We start from the raw sequence: 6,160 nt of genomic DNA on the forward strand, positions 1-6,160 counted from the left end.
CCACCCCATCATCTTCTATCTGGATCACACTTCCTCATTGAGAATACGGTAATTATCACGAAAACTTCATTTTTTATTCAGTCAGAGGATTCTTCTCCCATAAGCAACACGGACAGTATGGCTTTTTCAGTATGAGCCACTTCATAGGCAAATTGACTAAACTTCTGCGTATATACGAAAAACTGTTTGCAAATTTGTTAATCTCAAAAGTGATTTGTTTTCAATTATGTTTCTGTTTGTTGCTCACTGCTATTGACTGTCGAAATTCATTGACTACAGTGGAAAGTGTCGATGCATAAATCATCATTTTGAAACCTCTCTTCTTTAAGTGGTTTGATGAATGTGACTTATCATTGATTTGACGTTTGTTGGCATTCGCTGACAATGGTAGTACCAAGTTAAAGGTATAACTTGGTTGCAGTAACAACATCAGTAAAAAATGCATGAGGGATGTAAAGCATGGCTACAGGTACAGTAAAGTGGTTTAACAATGCCAAAGGATTTGGGTTTATTTGTTCAGATGAAGAAGAGGGAGATATCTTTGCCCACTACTCAACTATCCAGATGGACGGTTATCGTACACTGAAAGCAGGCCAACAAGTCTCTTACGAGATTGAAAAAGGTCCCAAAGGCTGTCACGCGAGTAGCGTCGTGCCTCTTGAAGGCCAAGCCAAATAATTAGAGCGCTGTCGAAATATAAAAATATTGCTCTCGAAACGCCACGTTGATGTTTTGAAGAGAAAAATAAACCCGCCAAGATAGCGGGTTTCTTACTATTTAGAGCACGTGTTACAAAAGGAACACTTACAACGCGCTTATAGGATAGGAAACACGCCGAAAACGACGTGTTTTTTAACACGAACTTACTTGTTAATGATTGCGTTAAAGGTTTCGCTTGGACGCATCAATTTAGAAACCAATGCATCGTCTAGTAAGTAGTAACCTCCTAGCTCACCTTTCACGCCTTGCGCATTATTTAGCTCAGCAACGATCGTTTCTTCCTGCTCTGACAGCGCTTTTGCAATTGGTGCAAATTCAGCAGCAAGATCCGCATCATCCGTTTGCTCTGAAAGCGCTTTCGCCCAGTAAAGTGCAAGATAGAAGTGGCTTCCACGGTTATCTAGCTCACCCACTTTGCGTGACGGAGATTTGTTGGTGTCTAAAAACTCACCGGTCGCTTTATCTAGTGTATCTGCGAGAACCTGAGCCTTAGGATTGTTTGTCGCTACACTTAAATGCTCTAACGAAGCAGCAAGCGCTAGGAACTCGCCCAAAGAATCCCAACGAAGGTGATTCTCTTTTTCTACTTGTTGAACGTGCTTAGGAGCAGAACCACCAGCGCCTGTTTCAAATAGACCACCACCATTCATCAATGGAACAATAGATAGCATCTTAGCAGACGTACCTAACTCTAGAATTGGGAACAAGTCTGTTAGGTAGTCACGAAGAACATTACCTGTAACAGAGATAGTATCTAGGCCCGCTTTCATACGCTCTAGTGAGTACTTACAAGCTTCAACAGGAGATAGGATCTTAATCTCTAGGCCGTCAGTATCGTGATCTGGTAGGTAGGCGTTTACTTTCTTGATGAGCTCAGCATCGTGCGCACGGTTTTCATCTAGCCAGAATACAGCTGGAACACCTGTTGCACGTGCGCGAGTCACTGCTAGTTTAACCCAATCTTGGATTGGTGCGTCTTTAACCTGACACATACGGAAGATATCACCTTCTTCAACCGCTTGCTCTAACAGTACGTTACCTGAAGCATCAACAACGCGAACAGTACCCGCAGCGTCTAGAATGAATGTCTTGTCGTGAGAACCATACTCTTCAGCTTTTTGAGCCATTAGGCCGACGTTAGGTACGCTCCCCATAGTGGTTGGGTCAAATGCGCCGTGCTCTTTACAGAAATCAATAACCGCTTGGTAAATACCTGCGTAGCTACGATCTGGAATCATCGCTTTGGTGTCTTTTTGTTTACCATCTGGTCCCCACATTTGACCCGAAGAGCGAAGCATTGCTGGCATAGAAGCATCTACAATAATGTCACTTGGTACATGTAAGTTTGTGATACCACGATCAGAGTCAACCATCGCAAGCTCTGGTTGAGTTTGGTAAACCGCTTGAATGGCCGCTTCAATTTCTGCTTTTTGCGCTTCAGGTAGAGACTCAATTTTTGAGTAAACATCACCGATGCCATTGTTTACATCAACGCCTAGCTCTTCAAACAGCTTACCGTACTTATCGAAAACGTCTTTGTAGTAAACTTTTACGGCATGACCGAAAATGACAGGGTCAGAAACTTTCATCATCGTCGCTTTCATATGAAGAGACAGCAGCACGTCTTGCGCTTTCGCTTCAGCAATCTCTTTCTCGAAAAATTCAACCAACGCCTTCTTCTTCATTACTGAAGTATCAATGACTTCTTTATCTAGTAATGGGAACGCAGACTTAAGCTCTTTAACTGTACCATCATTACCGACAAACTCGATTTTGACCTCTGTTGCACCAGAGATAGTTGTAGACTTTTCGCTACCAAAGAAGTCATTGTCTGACATGCTCGCAACATGGGACTTAGATTCTGCTGACCATGCACCCATTGAGTGTGGGTTTTTCTTCGCGTAGTTCTTAACCGAAGTCGGAGCACGACGGTCTGAGTTACCTTCACGAAGTACTGGGTTAACCGCACTACCTTTGATTTTGTCGTAAGCCGCTTTAATCGCTTTCTCTTCGTACGTGCTCGGCTCTTCTGGGTAGTTTGGTAAATCGTAACCTTTCGCCTGAAGCTCTTTAATCGCCGCTTTAAGCTGAGGAACTGAAGCTGAAATGTTAGGTAGCTTGATGATATTTGCTTCTGGAGTTTGAGCTAGTTCACCAAGCTCAGTCAACGCATCGCCAATGCGCTGTTCTTCTTTTAGATGCTCTGGGAAGTTAGCGATAATTCGACCTGCTAGTGAAATATCACGAGTATCTACATTGATGCCAGACGATGCTGTGAATGATTGAATGATTGGTAGTAATGAATAAGTTGCTAGCGCCGGCGCTTCATCAGTGATGGTGTAGATAATTGTAGGTTTTTCTGTAGGCATGAAATTTCCCTATTTTTTAATCAACTTGTTGGCTGATCAACTCAGCGTCTGAGTTGGTTTAATTGACGCATTGCTGCGCGTTAGCAGTACATGTCTCCTCACTAACGCCACATACGGTTCGCACTCTTTGTTGTAGTTTGAAGCTCTAAGCTCTGAATCCATGAGTGCACTGATATAATTAAACAAATAACACGAATTAGTCTATCATTCTGTGCGCGTTTGTTAGTTTTAGGCGCGCAAATCATATCCGATCATGAGAAAACTTAAAACTTTCAAACACAGTTCATTTACATTTTTGCAGGGTAGTTAACATGTCATCTCGTACAGGTCAGGAAAAAGGTCGCAGTCGTAACCAGTCTAAAACGGGCCATTTTAAACACTCAGGAGCTCGCAATGGCTCGAAGACTCGTACTCAGCAAGACCGCCGCCCTAATCGCCCAACAAAGAGCCAAAAGCCAAAAGTGCCCCCTAAAGATCGTAAAGTCATTATTTTCAATAAGCCTTACGATACGCTCAGTCAATTTACCGATGGCGATGGTCGCAAAACGTTAGCGGACTATATCCCGATCAAAAATGTCTATGCGGCTGGCCGATTGGACCGAGACAGCGAAGGTTTAATGGTACTCACTAACGATGGCATCTTGCAGGCGAAGCTAACGCAGCCAAAGTCAAAATCGCCGAAGACTTATTGGGTTCAAGTCGATGGCGCTCCTCAGGAGCAAGATCTTGAAAAATTGAGAAAGGGAGTAGAGCTAAAAGATGGTATGACTCTACCAGCCGAAGTTGAAGTTATTCCAGAACCACAAGTCTGGGACAGAACGCCTCCGGTTCGTTTTCGAGCAAATATCCCTACAACTTGGTTAGCCATTACCATTATTGAAGGAAGAAATCGTCAGGTGCGTCGCATGACTGCGCACATTGGCTTCCCTACCTTGCGCCTCATTCGTCATTCGATGGGTGATATCGTCCTTAACGACCTAATGCCTGGTGAATGGAGAGAAATCTCTCTCTAATAAGCAGAAAAGATAAAAGCAGGCTTAAAGCCTGCTTTTTAGATTCGTACTTTTTCAGTTAAGCCCTATCTAATGAACTAAGGGATTACTGCTCAGCAAGCCAGTTTTTAAAGGCCTCTTTTTCCGCCGGAGACGCTTTCTGGTACATCGTCTTTAATACATCAACCATTGGGCTGTCGTTCGATGCGGCTGTTGAACGGGTATCACTAGTCTCAACTCGAGGCTCGATATCACTTACTGATTGTTGATGCTGATTCACAGTTACATAGCTAACAGCAACACTCGCGATACCGCCAGCAATATTGTAGTTACGAGATTCTTGAGGGTAATTACGACCAATTTGAACACCATCTGACTCTAATACATCTTCGACCAAAGCAATAGGTTGGCCTTTGGTATCCAGTAATTGCCAATCTAGAGGCGAGATGTTGTTTTGCGCTTGGCGAAGAGTTTTAAACTCTGGCAGTTCAAACGTTAGCTTTTCGTTTTCAGCATCAAATTTAGCAACGATTACATCACTGTAAACCGTCTTAAGGTTTTCGTTAATTTCGAATGTAGGTTGATATTTGAAGACAATTTGATTCGTTCCGTCAGGTAGATCGATTGTCTTCTCACTAGAAAAAAGACCACCTTCTAGATCTGGCTTCTCCATGTTGACGGCCAATAACTTCACGTCTTCTGGAACCACTAAAGTCGTTGCAGCGTAGAGGTTTGTACTGGCAAAAATAGACAGTGCCATTGCCACTTTTAATGATAACTGCATAGAATTTTTCATCCTTATCTTCATAGTAAAAGACCCAGCATATAGCTGGGTCTTACAATATCAAACTGGGTATTGATTACCAGTAGAAACGAGCACCAACACCGAAGTTAGTTGCGTCGTCTGTGTCTTTGTTGTCGAAGTCAGTACCTTCGAAAGTGTAACCCGCTTCTGCGAATACACGTGCCCATTTAGAGAACTTGTATTCAACACCAGCGTAGAACCAAGAAGAGTCTGCGTCTACTTTACCTGCTTCGTCAGTAGACTGAGCTAGGTACTCGTAACCAGAGTATAGAGTTGTTTTAGGAGCAACAGCGAACATACCAGCTACAACGATGTAGTGTGAATCAACTGTTGATTTACCTAGCTTATCTTCGTTTTCGTTGTAGTAGTACGTAGCACCTAGAGTGTGCTCGTTTAGTGCGTACTCAGCAGTTACTTCAAAAGATAGGTTTTCGTTATCAGTACGCTCTGTGTGAGAAACTGTTTGCTCTACACCATTAAGAACTAGTTTTTTCTCTTTAGTTACGTTGATGTCGTTGTTCGCAGTAAGTACACCAGCGTGTAGAGATAGGTCGTTGAAAGATTTACCAACGAATACTTCTAGTACTTCTTCGTTAGAATCTTTTTCGCCTAGCGCGTAACCAGCTTTTAGCCAGAATGCGTCATTTTCGTAAGCGTATTTGATTTGAGAATCGTTGTTCCAAGCGTGACCGTATGCAGTTTCCGCTGCGTTACCACCGAAGAAGTAAGAGTAATCTGCGAAGTATACGTCATCCGCCCAAGTACCTTCTTTACCGAAGCGAAGAGTACCCATATCACCCATATCAAAGCCGATGATGTGGCGACGTACGTATACAGAGTCATCTGTACGCTCGCTTGAATCAGCACCTGCGTCGTAGTTGTCACCTAGAGCAACACCGATTTCAACTTCACCCAGAACTTTTAGGCTTTCGTCAACAACGTAAACCGCGTTCACACCAGTACGAGAAGAGCTAGTGTTTAGCTCTGCTGTGTGATCAGTTTTTTCTGTGAATAGAAGAGTTGGACGTAGCTGACCGTAGAAATCTACAGAACCTTCTTCAGATTTGAATACTTCAGCTGCGTTCACTGAAGTTGCAGACGCAACTACAGCTAGTGCTAATAGAGTTTTTTTCATAATTAATCCACTGCCTTTTCTTAGTTCGGGATATCCTTGTCCGGTTCCCTTTTTTTATATGTTTGAGGTAGAGCGTTAACAAAACGTTATACAGCACCTCCTCAAAATCTGGAGCTAAGAGTGCAAAAGATTATTCTGG

The 6,160-nt window shown here is 43.1% G+C and carries 5 protein-coding genes; 2 read left to right on the forward strand and 3 right to left on the reverse strand.

Translation table 11 applies throughout. The features are described 5' to 3' along the window. Window positions 1-459 precede the first annotated feature (459 nt). Entirely contained in the window at window positions 460-678 is a 219-nt protein-coding gene (gene cspD, locus CAG68_RS12535) for a cold shock domain-containing protein CspD (protein ID WP_005378407.1), read from the forward strand. Between the two features lie 185 nt (window positions 679-863). Here the strand turns inward: cspD and CAG68_RS12540 are convergent, their stop codons facing one another. Further along, window positions 864-3,089: an NADP-dependent isocitrate dehydrogenase gene (locus CAG68_RS12540; protein WP_005378404.1), complete on the reverse strand. Its 2,226-nt coding sequence runs from the start codon at window positions 3,087-3,089 to the stop codon at window positions 864-866. A 311-nt stretch (window positions 3,090-3,400) separates the two neighbouring features. On the opposite strand from CAG68_RS12540, the gene CAG68_RS12545 reads away from it, so the two are divergent. Next, window positions 3,401-4,102, forward strand: coding sequence for a pseudouridine synthase (locus CAG68_RS12545; protein WP_042522115.1), 702 nt, complete (start codon window positions 3,401-3,403; stop codon window positions 4,100-4,102). 85 nt (window positions 4,103-4,187) lie between these two features. Here CAG68_RS12545 and CAG68_RS12550 read toward each other — a convergent pair whose 3' ends face one another. Next, a complete protein-coding gene (locus CAG68_RS12550; protein ID WP_054729273.1) occupies window positions 4,188-4,865 on the reverse strand; it encodes a DUF2057 family protein in 678 nt (225 codons plus the stop codon). A 76-nt stretch (window positions 4,866-4,941) separates the two neighbouring features. Then, window positions 4,942-6,021: a porin gene (locus tag CAG68_RS12555; protein ID WP_005378424.1), complete on the reverse strand. Its 1,080-nt coding sequence runs from the start codon at window positions 6,019-6,021 to the stop codon at window positions 4,942-4,944. Between the last annotated feature and the right edge of the window lie 139 nt (window positions 6,022-6,160).

Source organism: Vibrio sp. V42_P2S4T144, assembly GCF_009904715.1.
Classification (GTDB): domain Bacteria; phylum Pseudomonadota; class Gammaproteobacteria; order Enterobacterales; family Vibrionaceae; genus Vibrio; species Vibrio alginolyticus.

Coding starts and splice junctions, on each gene's coding strand:
- cspD (WP_005378407.1), top strand. CDS start 460: ATGGCTACAGGTACAGTAAAGTGGTTTAACAATGCCAAAGGATTTGGG.
- CAG68_RS12540 (WP_005378404.1), bottom strand. CDS start 3,089: ATGCCTACAGAAAAACCTACAATTATCTACACCATCACTGATGAAGCG.
- CAG68_RS12545 (WP_042522115.1), top strand. CDS start 3,401: ATGTCATCTCGTACAGGTCAGGAAAAAGGTCGCAGTCGTAACCAGTCT.
- CAG68_RS12550 (WP_054729273.1), bottom strand. CDS start 4,865: ATGCAGTTATCATTAAAAGTGGCAATGGCACTGTCTATTTTTGCCAGT.
- CAG68_RS12555 (WP_005378424.1), bottom strand. CDS start 6,021: ATGAAAAAAACTCTATTAGCACTAGCTGTAGTTGCGTCTGCAACTTCA.